At 36.6% G+C, this 268-nt stretch carries 1 pseudogene; it reads left to right on the top strand.

Annotated elements, in window-relative coordinates:
• A pseudogene (locus HMPREF2853_RS02715) lies at positions 1-268 on the top strand (hypothetical protein); the annotation flags it as partial.

Genomic DNA, 268 nt, shown 5'->3' with positions numbered 1-268 from the left:
GGATGTGGAGAAAATAAGAATAGTCGAGAATGGATTGAGAACAAAGTATCTGAAGTTAGTCGTGTCTATCCAACAGAGAATCTGTTTGATTTGTTTAAGCAATTTCCAGAAGGGTTTGAGATTGAGCAGGTTTATTTTAAAAAGAAAAGTGATGGAATTGACGATTTTATCACAGAAATTAAGCTGAAAGGTGATGCAACATCGCATACAATAACGGGTACTCTTTCTAAAATCCCAGCGAAGGATGATGCACCAAAAAGCGAAGAAG

It is taken from the genome of Streptococcus sp. HMSC077F03 (assembly GCF_001812375.1).
GTDB classification, from domain to species: Bacteria; Bacillota; Bacilli; order Lactobacillales; family Streptococcaceae; genus Streptococcus; species Streptococcus oralis_S.
This window is presented reverse-complemented; position numbering and strand designations above follow the sequence as displayed.